Below are 19,253 nucleotides of genomic sequence, written 5' to 3'. Positions count from 1 at the left end.
GTTCTATGATCTTATTCTTCACAATAAGGTTTACTTTTCAGTAACTGGTTCGCTCGCCGTGCTTCCAACCGGATTACTAGACCAGGCCGTTACCACCGCTTTGACCAGTGTAGCTAGGGGGATAGCGAAAAACACGCCCCAGAAGCCCCATAACCCGCCAAATACCAATACCGCGATAATAATGTAGAGCGGATGAAGGCTCACCGCCTCTGAGAACAACAATGGCACCAATAGGTTACCGTCTAACCCCTGAATAATACCGTACGCTATCATCAAGTACCAAAACTCTGGGCTAATACCCCATTGAAACATGGCTACAATAGCGATGGGGATTGTGACTACGGCTGCGCCAATGTAGGGAATAAGCACTGACAACCCCACTAACACGCCAAGTAAAATAGCATAGCGTAAATCCATCAGCACGAAGGTAACGCAGCTCACCACACCGACAATCAAGATCTCTATTACTTTGCCGCGTATGTAATTGGCTATTTGCGAATTCATCTCGTGGCCAACCTGAGTGATTAACCGTCTCTCCTTGGGAAGAATTCTAGAAATGCTATCGAGAAAAAACATCTTATCTTTCAGCATAAAAAATATCATAAGCGGAACCAGCACCATATAAACCAGCAGTGCCGCAATATTGGCTATATTGCTAAAGGAAATGGAGATTAACGTTTCCCCTACTTCCACGAGCCTATCGTTAAGCCCCTCCATCATTTGATGAATTTGATACACCTGAACATAATCTGGATATTTGTCAGGGAGCGTTAAGATCCACTCTTGTGCTTTTTGCCAAATCAGTGGCGTTTCTTGAATAAGATTAACACTTTGTTTCGAAATAATAGGAACAAGGCCAATGAGCGTAAATATGGTGACCGTAATAAACCCAAGGAGGACAACACCACAGGCTATGCCTCTTCCCACCCCCAAACGAATTAACCGGGTTACGGGCCAGTCAAGAAGGTAGGCAATAACAGCTGCCACTAAAACGGGCATAATTAATTCGCCCCATAGCAACAAAACTGCGGTACTGAGCAAAATGAGTATCAGCAGCATAGCTGCATCAGGATCGGAAAACTTGCGTCGGTACCATCGCCCAAAAACGCTGATCATAACAACATCCAGAAAATACAAAGAATAGGACACGCATCATAGTTTATCGGGTGGCGTATTAGCAATATTAACTAGACAAGATTCTTTCAAAATCAAACTGGTATGACTTTGATTGCGTATAACTAACGTTAAGCAAGTCGGTGGGTTAAAGTTTAACCTCCTTGTTAACAATAATTTCGTCGAAGTGGTATTACATTGTTGGTTGATGCACAATGGTTTCATAATGAGGCCCTAAGTAAGTAGCCACAAAATAAAAATTTAATTGAAACTGTTTAACGACTTACCGCTCTAAGAAAACAGTTATTAACGTTTGTTGTAGGTTCATGAGAAAACAATTATCTGCATTCTTTGTTCTTTTATCTTGCGCGCTTATAGGCAGCCTTTCTGCCATTGCTCAAGATATGAGCTATAGCAATAAGAATACCCTTCCAGAGATTGGCGTTGTTGCGTCAGACGCTATTTCACTTGATAAAGAAATGCTCATTGGCGACGCTGTCATGCGTCAAATGCGGGGGCAAAGCCCGATTATTTCCGATCCAGTTTTGGATGAATATTTACAAGATTTGGGTAACCGTTTAGTCGTTCATGCAGATAATGCGAAATTCCCCTTCAAATTTTTCTGGGTTAATAATGATGCTATTAACGCGTTTGCCTTTTTCGGCGGTCACATTGGCGTGCATACAGGGTTGATGCGCCGAGCGGAAAATGAAAGTGAGCTAGCTTCAGTGTTGGCGCACGAAGTCTCACACGTCACGCAGCGCCACATAGCAAGAAGAATGCAGGCGCAAAAGCGCTCTTCTCCACTTGCACTAGCATCATTGATTGGCGGGATACTTATTGCCATGGCAAACCCCCAAGCGGGTATGGCCGCCATGCAAGCAGGCTCAGCAGCATCGGCACAGTTACAGATCGACTACACGCGCTCTAATGAGCAAGAGGCCGACCGAATTGGCATTGCTATGTTGGCCAGAGCGGGTTTCGACCCCAAGGGCGCAGCCAGCTTTTTCTCAACTATGGCGGAAGAGTACCGCATGGTTTCACGTCCTCCTGCAAGATTGTTAACTCACCCATTAACCGAAACCCGTATTGCTGATGCGCGTAGCAGAGCTAACGACTATCCAAGACGCTACCTGCCAATCAATAAACAATTTGAGCTAGCGAAGGCACGCATAAAATCTCGTTATTCTTTTGAGAAAGACTATGCCCTGGAATATTATCAGGCAGCGGTAGAACAGCAGGCTCAACGCAGTCGAGAAGCGTCGCTTTATGGGCTTGCTTTAGCGTACATGCGAAATGAAGAGAACCGCAAAGCGCAAGAAATTTTACGTACATTAATGGAGAAGGACCCAACTAATCTATTTTATTTAGATGCCGCAACAGATATTCATATTGCCCTAGGTCAGCCGTTAAAAGCGGTAGAAATGCTTAAACCACACGTTACGCATAACCCACGAAATCAGGTGTTAGCGTTAAACCAAGCTAACGCTCTCATCAGCGCGCAGAAATATGACGACGCTATTGAGCTATTGAAAGACTTCTTACTAGTGAAAAAGGATTATCAAGTCGCCTATCAACTGATGAGTGAGGCTTATCAAAAAGCGAAGCAGTTTTCTCAAATGCATCAGAGCAAAGCTGAAGTTTATGCTCTTTACGGAGCCTATAACAGAGCGGTTGATGAACTTCAGTATGCTTACAATTTTGCCGCCGATAATCATTTACAAAAACAACGTATTCGAGCGCGAATCAAGCAATTTCGCGATCAAGAAGACAGGCTAGAGCGACTTTAGGCTTAGTACAACACTGGCTCAGTAAAACACTAATTAGGCGTCTAATGGTAAGCCATACCATTGGCCTACATTAAATAGCTAGGATGCGTTGCGAGCATTTTTCAGCGAAATGATGCGTTCACGCAGCTGGGTCTCGGATACCTCACCCATCAAGGTATCGCTAAGCTTACCGTCGGGACCAATAATGAATGTTGCCGGTAAATACGGCGGTTTTTTCATTGGCAGATAAGTGGCATCCGATGCAAAAATAATAGGCACGTTAATATCAAATTTATTCGCCATTTCTTTTAGCTCAACTCGAGTTTTTCGGTCGTAATTGATAGCGAAAATTAACGTGTCGTCGGGAAGTTGCGTATTGAACCTGTTTAGCTCAGGCATTTCTCGTAAGCATGGCGCACACCAAGGGGCAAAATAATTAATGACTGTCCACTTCCCCGCTAAGTCTTGCCAGCGGTACTCTTGGCCGCTTGTTGTAACAAAATCGTAGCTTGGTTCCTTTGAAGGTTTCAAATCGCCTCGTTGAGACTGATAGGTGAATATACCTCCACTTAGTGCGGCTATTGCTATAAGAAAAAAGATAATTGCTTTGACTGCTGAATTCACACTGTCCTCACCAACTTTAATAAATTAACACCGGTCTGAGCCCCAAATCCGTGTGCTTTTTTAATTCATGTATTCTAAATTCATGCGCTCTGAAACCTATCACCTTAAAAACTTGTACTTCCTACCATGGCAAAGCGCTTTCTAACTAACCTATTACATAGTTAAAGCTAGTTACAACATTTTTGAGATAAACATTGAAGGGCGTGCTGATCTTTGTTGTACGAGTGTTGAGCTAAATGGAAGCATTTTAATCGCAAAACAGTCCTGTAGGCTTAGTAAGCTAAGTCAAAGGGCCCAAATAAAAAAGCGGCGACAAAGAGTAAAATACTCACAGACCGCTGCAAAAATGTACGACAAAGTTCAACACGCCCTAATATAGCTTGAAATCATTGATTAAAAACGCAATAGTCTGCGCAAAATAGAAGACTGAGAGCACTCAAAATATGACTGACGTGACTATATTGCATAACCCTCGCTGCTCTAAAAGCAGGCAAACCTTGGCTTTACTTGAAGAAAAAGGGGTGTCACCAACAATTATTGAATATTTAAAGACGCCTTTGTCTGCACAAGAACTAAAAGCAGTGTTTAAAAAACTTAACATTGAATCGGTTCGCCAAATGATGCGTACTAAGGAACAGGAATATAAAGAAGCGCATCTTGCAGACCCTTCAATAGAGGAAAAACGTTTGTTCAACGCAATGGCAGAAACACCAAAACTCATTGAGCGACCTATTGTCATTTGTGGTGACAAGGCGCGTATTGGTCGCCCTCCAGAAAATGTGTTGGATATATTATCGTGAACCCAGTTCTTGTACTCTACTACAGCAATCATGGCAGCACTCGGCGACTAGCAGATGCTATTGCCCAGGGTGTTACATCAGAAAATGTACCTGTTATTGTTCGCACCGTTCCTGGTTTGAAAGTTGAGGAGCAAGAGGACAGCGAAGTAAAGTCGTTGACAACCCGAGACAGCGAACTTGATGTTCCACTCGTCACAATTAACGAATTGGAATCATGCAGCGCATTGGCATTAGGGAGCCCTACTCGCTTTGGCAACATGGCGGCGCCTATGAAATACTTTTTAGACTCTACGAGCAGCTTATGGCTGAAAGGATCTTTGATAGATAAGCCTGCCTGTGTATTTACCTCATCATCCTCAATGCACGGTGGCCAAGAATCGACTTTGCTTTCTATGATGATCCCGCTTCTTCACCACGGTATGATGTTTTGTGGTCTTCCTTACAGCGAGCCAGAGCTGCACACTACCACTACTGGCGGTAGTCCCTATGGCGTCACTCATGTGGCTCATGAGACTAACAGTAACAAAACTCAATTGAGTGACGATGAAAAAACACTTTGCATAGCACAGGGTAAGCGTCTTGCCTCTTTTGCAAAGAAACTTCAAATACAACCAGGTTCGGAGAGTTAGAATGGCCTCAGACACGCGCTTTTTCCGCTACTTAGCGCTTATAAGCCATACGTTATTAATTGTTTGGCTAACATTATGGCAGTTCACATTCACTAAGGTACACACCTATTCCCCCGTATTTATAGTGTTAATTTATATATTACCGCTTTTACTACCCTACAGAGGAGTATTAAAAGGAAAGCCTTACACCCATGCTTGGGCTAACTTTGTGGTTTTATTTTATTTAATCCATGCATGCACCGTAGTTTATGCAGTTCCGGCTGAAAGATGGTACGGCGTAGTTGAACTGATACTTTGCACTACCATGTTTATTGGCTGTAGTGCATTTGCGAGAAAACGTGGGCGCGAGCTTGGTTTGGGAATAAAGAAACTTAAAGAAGAAATGGAAGAAGAAAAAGCCTACTTCGAGCAAAACAAATAGTAATACTGTTCTGCAAAGATACTTACCCACTCAGCGAGACTTAAAATGCTCGTAATTGCGGCGTATTATCGTAGGAAAAAGGGGTTATACAATACCCAACTCTCGTTTTACCATAGCTACCGAGAGCCGTTTTTGCTCCTGTAGCGATCGTGTATCTAACCTACCAAGCAGTATCATTAGGCTTTTTAAGTCTCTTTCGCTGTGGTGCAGTAAAAAGTTTAGGGCTTGGTTGGATAATTGAAGGCCTCGCTCTTTTGCACGCAAACGCAACGCTACTTCTCTGCCGGTGTCGTCAAGTGCATTGATGTGGTAAATAACCCCCCATGCTAAACGAGAACGCAAATCGGGTAATGAAAAGGCAGGGCTAGACGGGCCGAGTTGGCTAGCACAAAGCACCAGTGCATTTTGGGTTTCTACCACTCGGTTCAATAGGTCAAACAGCGCTTCTTCCCACTCAGCATTTCCAGCAATAGCGTGAACATTATCAAGCGCAATAAGCGAGAGGTTCTCAAGCCCCTCAAAAATGTCGTGAGACCAAGCTTTATAATCATTGAGATTCAAATACAGGTGGCTAACCTGCTTAGATGCTAAATGGTGGCATGCTGCGAACAATAAATGACTTTTCCCTGCACTCCCGCTTCCTAATAACGTGACTAAAGGCATTTTAAGAGAGACGAGTTGACCTAACGAATCGGACGTGCGCCATGTTGGCAACGCGCAAACGATATCTTCTAGTAAGGTCACTATCTCTTCATTCCCATGCCTAACGAAACTATCAAAGTTTTCGTCTACGGGTAACGTTACAGGCAGTGGTAATTGCATAAATGACTAATTGTTCCAGTAAAAGTTAAACCCTTGAACAGGTTGCCCATAGGCATCGGTAACGGGGTTCAGTTTAGCTTCTAATCCAACGGAATTCATTAAGTCATCACTCGTGCCAATTAATGTAACCGAAAACGTCGCCACTGTGCCTGATTGCTTTATTAGTGCCGCATTTTCAATAACGCTTAGTGACATTAAGTAGCGTTTCAAACTGGCATAACTTGAAAGTGAGCCAACGTTAGCAACAGAAATTTCAAGTATTTCACGGTCTGCTTCGTTAACACCAATCACGGCGTATTGTGATGAGAGATAATTGGCATATGCATCGACCAAAGCATTTCCTAGCGCCGCTGGAGTGTCATCGTAAATACTGCCATAGCTGACACTGTCATTACTAATAAACACCCAGTCAAGGCCAAAGTCACCTGCTTCAGCACGCTTTGCATATTCCTCAAATTCATCCATGGTGAAAGGTTTTACACTGGGTGGCGCAGTTTGCTCTGTTTGTTGCCCCGTCATCGCTCCGTTAGGCACCGCTTCAACACTATCGGCGTTGCCGTTATCAAATTGGCTCTGTACTAACTCGTCTATACTCGAATAATCGTCTTCATCGGATAATTCATCAGCTTCTTCGTTCTCTGTGCTTGCAGGCACTTCAGGCTCGCGGGGGAAATCTGGCACCGAGGTGGCGTCGTTTTTATAAACGCGAGCGGCAATAATATTGTCAACTTGGTATCGCTCGGACGCGTTTCGGACAGGCTCCACAAAGCGCCCCCAAATGTCGTAGGTAGAAATGTTGACGCTGTCGGTTAAATCCATGAGCGGCAAACTTAATGGCAAACCTCGTTCCTTAGCTGTGGTGTTTATGGCCTCAGAAATAGGATGGTTCAGCGCTTCATCAATAATAACTTTGTTTTCTTTTTCGTCTTGTATCGCCAGCCAAATCAAAGTTTCGGGCCTTCTATCTCCCCAGAGCGGCAACATTTCTCGCTGCAATATTTCAGCAATTTTTGACGAATCGAATTCCGCAACATAATAAGTTTCGTCACCGTTGTAGGAATAGCGATACGAACGAAGCAAGGCCTCTGGTGAAGCGAGTGCAGCTCTTACACCTGCATTGCTTAACGTTTCAGACGAGCCCGACATTTTAAGAAATACTTCACGTAGCGCTTTTTTTGCTGCGCTTTTCTGCGTGCGAGAACTCTGGTCATCAACAAGAACTTTTGCTTCGTTTACCACAATTCTTTCAATTGCATTTGTAGCAAAGGCAGTGGCGCACATCACAAATAACATAAGCGCTTTTAGCATCAAAGCACCTTGATGCGAATATTCTCGTATTGAAACCACATGTTTTGAAGCCACATATGTTGAAGCAGCATCTTTTGAAGACGCTTCTTTTGACAACAATAAAGAACGCAAATCATCCACTCTCACTACACTAACTCCCACTCTACCTGATCCGTGTTCACTGTAATTCCCTAAACTGAAAAATTGTACGCGCCACTGCACTAGCCTTATTCGAGCTGGACAATGGAAAAGCAAAATCAAAACTCCATTCTCTTTTATATTTGCGCTTATTTCATCCTTAAACCGAGAAAAATTAAATTAAGTGCCCATTCAATCTCCATTTTTCTGTATTTCATTAAGCTTTCTGGCCTCAGCGCTTGTTGAAGTTTGCTGTAAAAATGTACAGTCAACGTGCATCAATGATTAGCACGCCCCGTATTCATTTTGTACTGTTAAAAAGCCATCTCGAAAACAAATCAAAACTTTACGAAAATAGAAAATTTTTCATCAAGCCATAGAGAATTATCAAACAGTATCACGCCTTATTGGAAAAAAGCCCACAAAATCGCCGCTACAAATTGGACTTGCGCCGAGTTGCTGGTAGAATCCGCGGTTTTCTACCTCTTAGTTCCAGGGCCCAACCGTGAGCGAAAATAAAACCTCTTTAAGCTACAAAGACGCAGGCGTAGATATTGACGCAGGAAATCAACTTGTAGAGCGCATTAAGTCAGTAACAAAGAAAACACACCGACCTGAAGTTAAAGGTAACTTAGGTGGTTTCGGCGCGCTGTGTGAATTACCGTCGAAATACAAAAAACCACTTTTAGTTTCTGGCACTGACGGTGTAGGTACCAAGCTCCGCGTTGCCATGGATGCTAATCGACATGACGGCGTAGGTATTGACCTTGTGGCCATGTGTGTGAACGACCTCATCGTGCAAGGTGCTGAGCCTTTATTCTTCCTCGATTATTATGCCACGGGTAAGCTAGATGTTGACGTTGCAACATCGGTAGTGACTGGTATTGGTGCAGGCTGTGAACTTGCTGGCTGCGCATTAATAGGTGGTGAAACCGCCGAAATGCCAGGCATGTATCATGGAGGTGACTATGACATCGCGGGTTTCTGCGTCGGTGTTGTAGAGGCAGAAGACGTAATCGACGGTACCAATGTTAAACCTGGACAAAAGCTTATTGCTCTTGGCTCATCAGGCCCTCACTCAAACGGTTACTCTCTTGTGCGTAAAATTATTGAAGTGAGCAACGCCGACGTTAACGCAGATTTAAACGGCAAGCCCATCATAGAGCACCTGCTGGAGCCAACGCGCATTTATGTTAAGTCGGTTCTCGCTTTACTTGACGAAGTTAAAGTAAGCGCCATTTCACATATCACTGGCGGTGGCTTTTGGGAAAACATTCCTCGTGTGCTGCCAGATGACGCGAAGGTTATTATTGATGAAACCACATGGCAGTGGCCCGATATTTTCTCTTGGTTACAGTCTAACGGCAACGTAACTCGTCATGAAATGTATCGTACGTTTAACTGTGGCGTTGGCCTCGTGATCGTGGTTGACGAAGATGACGTTCAGCGCTCCCTAGACATTTTGTCAGCGCAAGGCGAAAACGCATGGTTGATTGGTAGCATCGAAGCAAAAGAAGGCAACGATGAACAAGTAGAGATCAACGAGTGAGCAACGCTGTGACAAAACTTTGTGTCCTGATCTCAGGCAACGGAAGTAACCTACAAGCAATAATAGATGAAATTAGTGCTGGTCGTCTTGATGCAGTAGTAAGCGGCGTTATTAGTAACCGTCCCAACGCTTACGGTCTGGAGCGAGCAAAAAGTGCGGGCATAAACGCGGTCTGTCTAGACCATACACAATTTGAAGACAGAGAGTCTTACGACAGCGCGCTGAAGGAGCAAATAAATACCTTCGGCGCCGATTGTGTTGTTCTTGCTGGTTTTATGCGCATCCTAACACCCGAGTTTGTCGATGAGTTTGCTGGTAAATTAGTGAACATTCATCCATCTTTGTTGCCCAAGTACAAAGGTTTACATACTCACCAACGGGCAATCGATAACGGTGATACAGAGCACGGCGTTAGTGTACACTTTGTTACGCCCGAGCTTGATGGAGGCCCTGTTATCATTCAAAGTAGAGTTCCTGTGTTTGAAGGTGATAGTGCTGACGATTTAGCTGAGCGAGTACAAGAACAAGAAAGACGTATTTATCCTCTTGTTCTTCGCTGGTTCAGCGCTGGCAGGTTATCGATGAGAGACAATAAGGCTATCTTAGATGAGCAAGAGCTACCAGAAACAGGCTATGCAAACGATTAAACCGTTTAAAGTAGCAGCAAGGGCGTTTATTTTCTTTGTTTTTTCGGCTCTGTCAGCGAATGCGTTCGCTGACAGCGTTGTAAAATCTGATGTTGATACCAATGCAAAGACATCGCTGAAGCTAGACCCTTACAAAGCCACCTACACAGCCTACAAATGGGGAGACGATGTGGGTGAAGCTTCAATTGAGCTGTCACAACTTACTGATGATAAGTATTCCCTGCTTTACACTTCGAAAGTATCCAAATTCTTTTTATCCGACAAACGCACTGAGCACTCTATTTTTTCCATTCAAGATGGCGAGGTGATAGCCTCAGAGTATTCTTATAGTCGTTCTGGTACAGGCCCGGATAAGTCTTTAGAAGTCACTTTTACCCAAAAAAATGATGGGCAAATATCCGTAGATAATGGTGAAAAATACCCTTGGGATGGCGAGTTTGATAATCAGATTTATCGCCTAGATTTAGCGAAAAAGCTGGCTAATGGTGAAACCTCTGTTACTTATGATTTTGTGAACTATCGAGGGCAACGCAGACAGTATGGCGTTGAAGTGGTTGCAAACGAAACTCTTTCACTACCCTATGGAAAAATCGCTGCGGTAAAAGTGAAGCTCATCCGCGAATCTAAAAAGCGCGAAACCTTTGCGTGGTTTGCACCAGAATTGAATTACGCATTAGTAAGGTTACAACAATTTAAAGAAGGCGACGAACAAGGTGACATTAAGCTCAACGCTTTCACATTGTTATAAATACTCTGCGTACTTCTACAAAAAACGCTGCTTGTTATTTTAGCGCCGCCTATTGTCAGGCGGTGTTTAATAGGTCTTAAGAGCCTATTTTTATTTTACAGCCCTCTCCTTTTTTGGCTGTCCATTCTTATTAACTACTTTTCCCACCAACCACTATACTGTTAAAAACAGTGTATGAAAGCCCATTATTAACATCGTGATTAATAGATTATTCATGTAAAAATCTTGATCTTTGGGCTTATAAATAATAGGTTTAGGGCATGCTGGTCTGACCTCAAAAGCCGTTCTCAAGATTGTAACGAGCCAACGCGTAATAAAGCAGACAAGTGTAATGTTCAACGCCTTTCAGGAGTGATGTATGGCAGATTTTATATGGTTCTTACTGGTCGTTCTGACGCTAGCCATTGCTAGTTATCAGCGTACCAGCCTGGTGACAGCAGTCGCTATGGGTGCAGGCGTCATGGTTTTAGGCACCTTTTTTGGCGATATTGGCCTGTTTGGTTGGTTAGTGTATCTTGCATTAACACTGCCGTTTACGCTGTCGAATATTAGACAACAACACATCTCTAAAAAGCTACTGGCATTTTACCGCAAGGTTATGCCTGAAATGTCGAGCACTGAACAAGAAGCTATTGACGCCGGTACTGTCTGGTGGGATGGCGATATATTTAGTGGGAAGCCAGATTGGGATAAATTGCATCGCATTCCAAAAGGTCGCTTAACCGCAGAAGAGCAAGCGTTTCTCGACGGACCTTGTGAAGAAGTCTGCTCAATGGTTGACGAGTGGCAAATAAATCACAAAGACGCAGACCTGCCTCCAGAGATTTGGCAATTCCTCAAAGAGCACAAGTTCTTTGCGATGATCATCAAAAAAGAATATGGCGGTCTCGAGTTTTCTGCATTCGCTCAATCTCGCGTTTTGCAGAAGCTAGCCGGTGTTAGTGCCGTATTATCAAGCACGGTTGGCGTTCCTAACTCTTTAGGCCCGGGCGAGCTTCTTCAGCATTATGGTACGAAGGAACAGCAAGACCATTATCTTCCACGCCTAGCGGCGGGTGAAGAAATTCCTTGCTTTGCCCTTACTGGTCCAGAAGCAGGGTCAGACGCAGGGGCAATTCCAGATGTAGGTATTGTATGCAAGGGCGAGTTTAACGGTGAAGAAGTACTAGGCATGCGCCTAACTTTTAGCAAGCGTTATATCACGCTTGCGCCGGTTGCCACTGTTATCGGTTTGGCGTTTAAACTAAAAGATCCTGATGGATTACTAGGCGACAATGCCGATCCAGGTATTACCTGTGCGCTAATCCCTCGCGACACCAAGGGCTTAGAGATTGGACGTCGTCACTTCCCGCTTAATACTCCGTTTCAAAACGGTCCTATTAAAGGGGACGACATCTTTGTACCAATCGACTATATCATCGGCGGGCCTGCAATGGCCGGACGCGGCTGGCGTATGCTGATGGAGTGTCTGTCAGTAGGTCGCTGTATCACTCTACCGTCTTCAGCTGCTGGTGGCGCGAAGTCTGTTTCTCTTGCCACAGGTGCTTATGCCCGAATTCGTCGTCAGTTCCGTATGCCAGTAGGTCATATGGAAGGTGTAGAAGAAATGTTGGCCCGCATTGGTGGTAATGCTTATTTAATGGATGGCGTAACACGCTTCTCAACAGTCGGTGTTGATTTGGGCGAGAAACCATCTGTTATCTCTGCAATTTGTAAATATCATCTTACTGAGAAAATGCGACAAGTAATGGATGATTCCATGGACGTTCATGGCGGTAAGGGCGTTATGCTTGGCCCCAATAACTATTTAGGCCGCGGCTACCAAGGTGTGCCTATCTCTATTACTGTAGAGGGCGCCAACATTCTTACTCGTAACATGATGATCTTTGGTCAGGGCGCAATGCGCTGTCATCCCTTTGTTCTCAAAGAATTGCAAGCTGCAGCCATTGAAGACAAAAAAGAAGCACTAGTCGCATTCGATAAGGCCGTATTTGGTCATATTGGTTTCGCTGTTGCTAACACAGTACGTAGTATTTGGTTCTCGCTCACAAATGGTGCCTTTAGTAGTGCTCCATTTACTGACGAAACGGCTCGTTATTACAAGCTAATGCAAGGTTACAGTGCAAACCTGGCGCTTCTTACCGATGTGTCTATGGGTGTGCTTGGTGGAGACCTTAAACGTCGCGAGAGATTATCTGCCCGATTAGGCGATATCTTAAGTGGTATTTATATGGGTAGCACCACGTTGAAGCGCTTTGACGAAGAAGGTCGCTTGAAGGAAGATTTGCCGCTTCTACATTGGGCAATGCAAACTACCCTTCACGATATAGAAACTGCTATTGAAGATTTCCTTGCAAACTTCCCTAACAAGGCCATTGCTGTTGCACTTCGTATAATGGTACTTCCTGTTGGTCGTCGCGTTGGAAAACCTTCAGACAAAACCGAGCATGCTATTGCAAAAATGCTTCAAACACCGTCAACATCAAGAAGCCGCCTTGGTCATGGTCAGTACCTTAGTCGTGAAGACGGCAGCTTGTTTGGTGATCTTGAACAAACTCTCGATGATGTTTTACTGTGCGAGCCTATCTTCGACCGCATCTGTAAACACAAGAAAGCTAAGCTTCCGTTTACACGCTTAGATGTTCTTGCTGATGAAGCACTTGCTGAAGGTATCATTGACCAGTCAGAAGCAGACTTGATGCACAAAACAGAAGCAGGAAGACTTCGTACAATTAACGTTGACGACTTCGACCACGAAGAGTTGGTAGCAAAAATCAATTCATCTACTGTAGCGAAGAAGAAAAGCGGTAAGGCGGCATAGCCATTAACTGCTAGATAATTCAAATGTATAAAGGCCACATTCAGTGGCCTTTTTTATGTCTAGAATATATCTGAAGATAAGTTATACCTGCGATAACACGCCGCGAGTACGAATATTTTAAGTCACGCTGAGTGACTAAGTAAGTGACTAAGTGAGTGGCTAAGTATCTAGGCGGGCTGGTATTATTAATGTGCAGGGCAATAAAAACAAAAATCCGGATAGCTTGGTCAAGCTTTCCGGATTTGTATACGTATATTGGCGTTCAAAATACGAATGTTTTAACTTAGTTGGAGTTTATCCATAAGCAACACGGCCTGAGTACGCGTGTTAATCTCTAATTTACGCAATATGGCGCTGATGTGCGCTTTAATAGTGGCTTCTGTCACGTTCATCTCATGAGCGATTTGCTTATTCATCAAGCCTGCTCTTAAATATGAAAGAACCTGAATTTGCTTAGGCGTTAGTTCGCGGAATCGCTGTAATAGCACTTTAAGTTCGTCATCCACTTTATCAAGCTGTTCAGCAACACCCTCTGGAAGCCATTTCTTGCCCGCTATGATATCGACAATAGCCTGAGCTATTTCTCGTGTTGCCGAGACTTTAGGGATAAAACCTTGTGCGCCTAAGCTCATTACCTGAGCAACAACCTCAACACCATCGCTTCCTGAAATTACACCAATTGGAACATTTGGATATTGTTCTTTAAGAGTTATAAGTCCATTGAAATATTCACCACCTGGCATATTTAAATCAAGAAGTACTAATTTAATGTCGTCGTACTCACCAAGCTTAGCCAAAGCAGTGTCTAGACTTTCTGCTTCAATGATTTGAGCATTTTCAAAATAGGGAGTAAGCGCACCGCTCAAGGCTTCGCGAAACAACGGGTGATCGTCGGCTATTAAGATTCTAGTCATTAACGTACTACGTCCTTTTTATAATATGTGTATAGATTAATACTTTAGGCTAGTGACGAAAAGCCCTAAACAACAAAAAAGCTATAAATTAAGCATTTAAATCACGTTTTGATTTGGCATTTGGTATTCAAACGGTAAAATTACGACACCAAACCAAAACCTATGAGTATTACGTGAAGAAACACGACAACCTTTTTGCAACTCCACTAACAAAAGTCGCTGACTTTACCTTTGATGAGTCGGTGGTTGATGTGTTTCCTGACATGATTCAGCGCTCTGTACCAGGCTATGAATCAATAATTCATGCTATTGGCGAACTTGCGAGTATGAAAGTTACTGAAAGAAGTCGTGTATACGATTTGGGTTGTTCTTTAGGTGCTGCGAGTCTTTCAGTGGCCCGAGCCACTCAGAATATCAACTGCGAGATTATCGGCGTTGATAGTTCTGAAGCCATGGTAGAAAGATGTCAGCGAATTGTGCAGACTTTTTCTTTGCCCAACCCTGTCTCAGTAAAAAAAGGAATGGCACAGGACGTAAGCATTGAAAATGCCTCAATGGTGATTATGAACTTTACTCTTCAGTTCATACCTCCTGCAGACAGAACGGCACTGTTAGAGCGCATATTTGACGGACTTAATCCAGGTGGAATACTCGTGCTGTCAGAGAAGATACGTCACCCCTCAGTAGCCGGTAATGAATTGTTAATCGACCTCCATCACCAGTTTAAACGCAATAACGGCTACAGCGAGTTGGAAGTAAGCCAAAAACGCGCCTCACTTGAAAAAGTCATGCTTACCGACACGTTTGAAGAGCATGAACGTCGACTATTAGACGCGGGATTCGACGATGTAGTGATGTGGTTCAAGTGTTATAATTTCACGTCCATGGTTGCTATCAAAAAATAGCATCAACAATGCTATCGATTCCCTATCAACTCGCATAGGGAATTTTACCTTAAATAAATGAGTTTATAATGAGCAAAATTGCGCAGGAATGGTTTAACGACTGTTATAAATCCTTGCTGGATAGCCCGCTTTCATCGTGGCTTCAAACCCTACCTTCACAAATTAATACCTGGCAACAACATAACAAACACGGTGAGTTCGACAAGTGGTGTCGCTTGCTTAATAAGCTTCCTACCACGTCGCCAAGCGTTGTTGAATTAGGTGAGAGCGTTACTATTGGCAAAGAATCTGACATCAACGACTACACTAAGAAACAAATCTCAGGGTTGTTGAAGCAATTTATGCCTTGGCGAAAAGGTCCCTTTTTTCTACACGATATTCATATCGATACTGAATGGCGCTCTGACTGGAAATGGGATCGGGTAGCACCCCATATAGCGCCGTTAAAAAACAGGTATGTATTAGATGTAGGGTGTGGCAGTGGCTATCACATGTGGCGAATGCTAGGTGATGACGCTGCTGGCGTTTATGGCATTGATCCTACGCAGTTGTTTTTAATCCAGTTTCAGGCAATTAAACACTTTGTCGGGCAGCGGAACATTCATTTCTTGCCGCTAGGCATAGAGGACATGCAGCCGCTTAAAGCCTTCGATACTGTCTTTTCCATGGGAGTACTCTATCACCGAAAAGATCCTATGCAGTTTCTCACTCAGCTAAAAAACCAGCTTAGAAAAGGCGGGGAACTCATACTTGAAACGCTAGTGGTTGATGGCGACGAAAATACAGTGCTAATGGCCGGCGAGCGCTACGCTCAAATGCGCAATGTCTGGTTTCTTCCAAGTTCTGAGGCGCTCATGGTTTGGCTGGGTCGGCTAGGATTTGAAAATATTCGCGTTGTTGATGTTAATCACACCACTCTTGATGAGCAGCGGTCAACAGAATGGATGGAAACACAGTCTTTGAAAGATTTTCTTGATCCGGCAGATATTACTCGCACCATTGAAGGCTACCCTGCACCACAAAGAGCCGTTATTGTGGCCAACAAAAAGTAATTTACTGCCTATTCTTGTTACCCGCTTTGTTGGCACAGATGTTGTAACCCTAATCAGCTATGGAGTGCGAATTCTGTATCGATTAGGGTAATAACATGGACATACATGGCTTTTTAACAGCCCATCATTTGCCAAGTAGCTATGCAGATACTGCACAAAAGTGGTTCACCCCACTCTGTGAAAGGCTCATTGAGCACCAAAAAGGTGCACAAAAACCATTTATCCTTGGCATTAATGGCTGCCAAGGCTCTGGAAAATCTACTCTCACTAATTTTATAGAGACTTTTTTAGAAACTGAACATGATTTACGCGTGGTATCTCTCTCTATAGATGACTTTTATCTAGATAAAGCGAGCCGCAATGCGCTTGCTATAAAAGTACACCCGCTATTGAGAACTCGAGGCGTGCCGGGTACTCACGATATCCCTCTAGCTCTGGAAACTTTTGCAAAGTTAACAAATGGTGAACCGACAAGACTGCCGCGCTTTGATAAAGCATCTGACAACCCGTTTCCTGTTGGCAACTGGCCGCTTATTAGCGAAACGCCCGATGTGATAATTCTCGAGGGCTGGTGTGTTGGTGTACCACCGCAAGCCAAATCAGCACTTAGAACTCCCGTCAATGCGTTAGAAGAAAACGAAGACTCGTTGTGCACTTGGCGCACATTTGTCAATGGTGAATTGCAGGGTCAATATCAAACACTTTTCGAAAAGATAGATTATAGTGTGATGTTAGCAGCACCATCTTTTGACTGTGTTTATCAGTGGCGTCTAGAACAAGAGCACAAGCTTGCTAGAGCCACAAAAAACCAGGCTGACGGCATAATGAGTGACGAAGAAGTCGCGCGTTTTATTCAGCACTATCAGCGTTTAACAGAGCATGCGCTCGCTACATTGCCAGATAAGTGTAATACCGTTTTCTATCTCGATGAACAAAGAACGATTTCACAACAGGACTTGAAGTAATGACAAAAACGCTTGTTTTCACCGATATGGATGGCACGTTGTTAGACCATCATACGTACTCTTTTGAGGCGGCGAAACCAGCCTTGGCAGCACTCGATAAAAAAAACATACCTGTTATCCCAACCACCAGCAAAACCTTCGCTGAATTACAGCCCTTGCGAGAGGACATAAATTTAACCGGGCCTTTTATTATTGAGAACGGCGCGGCTATATTTATCCCTCATGGATTTTTTAAACAAAAACCAAGTGGTACTGTTTGGGTCGACGGTTATTGGTGCAAGGCCTTTATATCTAGTAAAAACCATTGGATAAAACTGCTGGAAAAAATAAGCGGAGACTTTGAAGGTAGCTATAAGCAATTTTCGAAAATGTCTATAGAAGACATTCAAGCTTGCACGGGTCTTGATGAGCAGTCGGCTTCTCTCGCCGCGAAACGTCAGTTTGGCGAGCCCGTGTTATGGGAAGGTTCTGATGACAACAAACAGTTATTTTTAGACGCCATTACCCAACGAGGCGCGTTTCCTCTAGAAGGCGGACGCTTTATACACGTATCGGGTAATTGTGACAAAGGCCAAGCCCTTTCTTGGCTGGCAAAAGAATACCAAAGACAAAATGGCGTTGCCGTTCAGACCGTAGCCTTAGGTGACGGCAAAAACGACATCGCTATGTTAGAAGCTGCAGATATATCAATAAGAATACTTTCACCGGTAAATCCTCCACCAGATGTAAAAAAAGAAGAGGTATATACCAGCACCCTAAATGGTCCAGAAGGCTGGACTGAAATGCTTACCCAATTATTATCTTTATGATCAGGAGGACACATGGCTGATTTTTATCAAAACGGTGTTATAACCACATTACACAACTTAGCTCGTAGACCCACCGAGGAAATTGAAGCGGAACTGCTGCAGTTTTCGAAAAAACGTCCAATGGCGCTGATATTGCCGTCACTATTTTCTGAGTTGGAAGGTGAAGCCCTACCCCATATTGTTGAAGAACTCACAAACGTGCCCTATCTTTCTGAAATTGTTATCGGACTCGACCGCGCTAACGAAGATCAGTACAAGCATGCTCTTTCGTTTTTTAGCAAGTTACCGCAACACCACCGCGTGCTATGGAATGATGGACCTCGTTTACGCGCAATCGACGAAGAACTTCAAGCTCAGGGCCTTGCCCCTAAAGAAATGGGTAAAGGCAGAAATGTGTGGTATTGCATGGGGTATATCCTTGCATCGAACCGCGCAGAATCGGTTGCGCTTCACGATTGTGACATCGTAACCTATGAAAAAGACCTACTTGCTAAACTCATCTATCCGGTTGCTAACCCAAACTTCAACTACGAGTTCTGTAAGGGATATTACGCTCGTGTGGCCAACGGCAAAATAAATGGCCGCGTTTCTCGTCTATTAGTTACTCCGTTGCTAAGAGCACTTAAACGTATCATGGGTGATAATGAATACTTAGAATTTATGGACAGTTTCCGTTATCCACTGGCCGGAGAGTTTTCTTTTAGACGTGATGTGCTAAACGATATCCGTATCCCAAGTGACTGGGGACTAGAGATAGGCGTATTGTCGGAGATGCACCGAAATTATTCACATAACAGACTGTGTCAGGCCGATATTTGCGATATTTACGATCACAAACACCAAGACCTATCCCTCAACAACGACGAAGGTGGTCTTTCTAAGATGTCTATCGACATTACAAAAGCCATATTCAGAAAACTAGCAACTCAAGGCTACACGTTTAGTAATGAAATGTTCCGTTCGATAAAAGCCACCTACTTCAGGATCGCGTTAGACTTTATCGAAACGTATCACAACGACGCAGTTATGAACGGATTAAACCTCGATATTCATAACGAAGAAAAAGCCGTAGAGATGTTTGCAAGTAACATTATGAAAGCGGGTCAGAATTTCTTGGAAAACCCAATGGAAACCCCTTTTATACCAAGCTGGAACCGCGTTACCAGTGCAGTGCCTGATATTCTAGAGCGCTTGCTTGAAGCCGTTGAAGCCGATACTGCTGAATATATGGAGAAATAAT

The 19,253-nt window shown here is 43.8% G+C and carries 18 protein-coding genes; 13 read left to right on the top strand and 5 right to left on the bottom strand.

The window, feature by feature from the left end:
- Window positions 1-30 precede the first annotated feature (30 nt).
- Window positions 31-1,116: an AI-2E family transporter gene (locus GTW09_RS00220; protein ID WP_163109091.1), complete on the bottom strand. Its 1,086-nt coding sequence runs from the start codon at window positions 1,114-1,116 to the stop codon at window positions 31-33.
- Between the two features lie 323 nt (window positions 1,117-1,439).
- Between GTW09_RS00220 and bepA the strand changes: the two genes are divergently transcribed.
- Entirely contained in the window at window positions 1,440-2,903 is a 1,464-nt protein-coding gene (gene bepA, locus GTW09_RS00215) for a beta-barrel assembly-enhancing protease (protein ID WP_163109089.1), read from the top strand.
- 78 nt (window positions 2,904-2,981) lie between these two features.
- On the opposite strand, the gene GTW09_RS00210 is transcribed toward bepA, so the two are convergent.
- On the bottom strand, window positions 2,982-3,506 hold the full coding sequence (locus tag GTW09_RS00210) for a TlpA family protein disulfide reductase (RefSeq protein WP_338024908.1): 525 nt from the start codon (window positions 3,504-3,506) through the stop codon (window positions 2,982-2,984).
- A 443-nt stretch (window positions 3,507-3,949) separates the two neighbouring features.
- On the opposite strand from GTW09_RS00210, the gene arsC reads away from it, so the two are divergent.
- Genes arsC through GTW09_RS00195 form a run of 3 tightly spaced genes read left to right on the top strand, consistent with a single transcriptional unit; the run spans window position 3,950 to window position 5,356 of the window.
- Window positions 3,950-4,306, top strand: coding sequence for an arsenate reductase (glutaredoxin) (gene arsC, locus GTW09_RS00205; protein ID WP_163109087.1), 357 nt, complete (start codon window positions 3,950-3,952; stop codon window positions 4,304-4,306).
- On the top strand, window positions 4,303-4,935 hold the full coding sequence (gene wrbA / locus GTW09_RS00200) for an NAD(P)H:quinone oxidoreductase (protein ID WP_163109085.1): 633 nt from the start codon (window positions 4,303-4,305) through the stop codon (window positions 4,933-4,935). The genes arsC and wrbA overlap by 4 nt, the downstream gene beginning before the upstream one ends.
- 1 nt (window position 4,936) lies before the next feature.
- Entirely contained in the window at window positions 4,937-5,356 is a 420-nt protein-coding gene (locus GTW09_RS00195) for a DUF2069 domain-containing protein (RefSeq protein WP_163109083.1), read from the top strand.
- 84 nt (window positions 5,357-5,440) lie between these two features.
- Here the strand turns inward: GTW09_RS00195 and hda are convergent, their stop codons facing one another.
- On the bottom strand, window positions 5,441-6,178 hold the full coding sequence (gene hda / locus GTW09_RS00190; protein WP_163109081.1) for a DnaA regulatory inactivator Hda: 738 nt from the start codon (window positions 6,176-6,178) through the stop codon (window positions 5,441-5,443).
- A gap of 6 nt (window positions 6,179-6,184) precedes the next feature.
- Complete coding sequence (locus tag GTW09_RS00185) at window positions 6,185-7,627, bottom strand: DUF2066 domain-containing protein (RefSeq protein ID WP_338024907.1); 1,443 nt, start codon at window positions 7,625-7,627, stop codon at window positions 6,185-6,187.
- A 481-nt stretch (window positions 7,628-8,108) separates the two neighbouring features.
- Between GTW09_RS00185 and purM the strand changes: the two genes are divergently transcribed.
- From purM to fadE, 4 genes are all read left to right on the top strand, one after another.
- Entirely contained in the window at window positions 8,109-9,152 is a 1,044-nt protein-coding gene (gene purM, locus GTW09_RS00180; protein ID WP_163109078.1) for a phosphoribosylformylglycinamidine cyclo-ligase, read from the top strand.
- Window positions 9,149-9,799 carry a phosphoribosylglycinamide formyltransferase gene (purN, locus tag GTW09_RS00175; RefSeq protein ID WP_163109076.1) on the top strand — a complete coding sequence of 217 codons (651 nt, stop codon included), beginning with the start codon at window positions 9,149-9,151 and terminating at the stop codon, window positions 9,797-9,799. Before purM ends, purN begins: the two co-directional genes overlap by 4 nt.
- Window positions 9,786-10,547, top strand: a complete 762-nt coding sequence (locus GTW09_RS00170) for a DUF3108 domain-containing protein (protein ID WP_163109074.1) — start codon at window positions 9,786-9,788, stop codon at window positions 10,545-10,547. The genes purN and GTW09_RS00170 overlap by 14 nt, the downstream gene beginning before the upstream one ends.
- 358 nt (window positions 10,548-10,905) lie before the next feature.
- Entirely contained in the window at window positions 10,906-13,368 is a 2,463-nt protein-coding gene (fadE, locus tag GTW09_RS00165) for an acyl-CoA dehydrogenase FadE (RefSeq protein WP_163109072.1), read from the top strand.
- Between the two features lie 278 nt (window positions 13,369-13,646).
- On the opposite strand, the gene GTW09_RS00160 is transcribed toward fadE, so the two are convergent.
- Window positions 13,647-14,282, bottom strand: coding sequence for a response regulator transcription factor (locus tag GTW09_RS00160; RefSeq protein ID WP_071979042.1), 636 nt, complete (start codon window positions 14,280-14,282; stop codon window positions 13,647-13,649).
- 173 nt (window positions 14,283-14,455) lie between these two features.
- Here GTW09_RS00160 and cmoA point away from each other — a divergent pair, with 173 nt between their 5' ends.
- The 5 genes from cmoA to GTW09_RS00135 all read left to right on the top strand — a co-directional run bounded on the left by cmoA (window position 14,456) and on the right by GTW09_RS00135 (window position 19,252).
- Window positions 14,456-15,187 carry a carboxy-S-adenosyl-L-methionine synthase CmoA gene (gene cmoA / locus GTW09_RS00155; protein WP_163109070.1) on the top strand — a complete coding sequence of 244 codons (732 nt, stop codon included), beginning with the start codon at window positions 14,456-14,458 and terminating at the stop codon, window positions 15,185-15,187.
- 77 nt (window positions 15,188-15,264) lie between these two features.
- Window positions 15,265-16,239 (top strand): tRNA 5-methoxyuridine(34)/uridine 5-oxyacetic acid(34) synthase CmoB, encoded by a 975-nt coding sequence (gene cmoB / locus GTW09_RS00150; RefSeq protein WP_338024914.1) that lies wholly within the window; start codon window positions 15,265-15,267, stop codon window positions 16,237-16,239.
- Window positions 16,240-16,334: 95 nt separating this feature from the next.
- Window positions 16,335-17,204: a kinase gene (locus GTW09_RS00145; RefSeq protein ID WP_163109066.1), complete on the top strand. Its 870-nt coding sequence runs from the start codon at window positions 16,335-16,337 to the stop codon at window positions 17,202-17,204.
- Window positions 17,204-18,013 (top strand): HAD-IIB family hydrolase, encoded by an 810-nt coding sequence (locus tag GTW09_RS00140; protein ID WP_163109064.1) that lies wholly within the window; start codon window positions 17,204-17,206, stop codon window positions 18,011-18,013. Before GTW09_RS00145 ends, GTW09_RS00140 begins: the two co-directional genes overlap by 1 nt.
- A gap of 12 nt (window positions 18,014-18,025) precedes the next feature.
- Window positions 18,026-19,252: a glycosyltransferase family protein gene (locus GTW09_RS00135; RefSeq protein WP_163109062.1), complete on the top strand. Its 1,227-nt coding sequence runs from the start codon at window positions 18,026-18,028 to the stop codon at window positions 19,250-19,252.
- The last annotated feature ends 1 nt before the right edge of the window (window position 19,253 follow it).

This window comes from Alteromonas hispanica (assembly GCF_010500915.1).
In the GTDB taxonomy this organism is placed as follows: Bacteria; Pseudomonadota; Gammaproteobacteria; order Enterobacterales; family Alteromonadaceae; genus Alteromonas; species Alteromonas hispanica.
Note: the sequence above shows the minus strand (reverse complement) of the source record. Positions and strands in the feature narration are given on the sequence as shown.